General features: G+C 54.6%; 1 pseudogene. It reads left to right on the top strand.

From position 1 onward, the window contains the following. A pseudogene (locus ACT3TP_RS18820) lies at window positions 1-262 on the top strand (IS1634 family transposase); the annotation flags it as partial.

The following is a 262-nucleotide window of genomic DNA, read 5'->3' on the forward strand; positions in this document are numbered from 1 at the left end:
GGTGGATGAGGCCAGGATTGAACGAGCCCGTATGCTGTCAGGGCTCAAGGGCTACGTGACTAATATCGAGCAGTCGATGATGAAAGGTCAGCAGGTCCTTGATTCGTACCATGACCTCTGGCAGGTCGAAGCGTCATTCCGTTTGACCAAGAGTGGCCTTTCCGCTCGTCCGGTGTTCCATCGGGATGAGGACGCCATTGATGCTTATTTGACCGTGGTGTTTGCTGCATCGGCGATTGGCCGGCATTTGCAGGAGATCTCT

The organism is Glutamicibacter sp. AOP38-B1-38, assembly GCF_052377485.1.
Taxonomy (GTDB): domain Bacteria; phylum Actinomycetota; class Actinomycetes; order Actinomycetales; family Micrococcaceae; genus Glutamicibacter.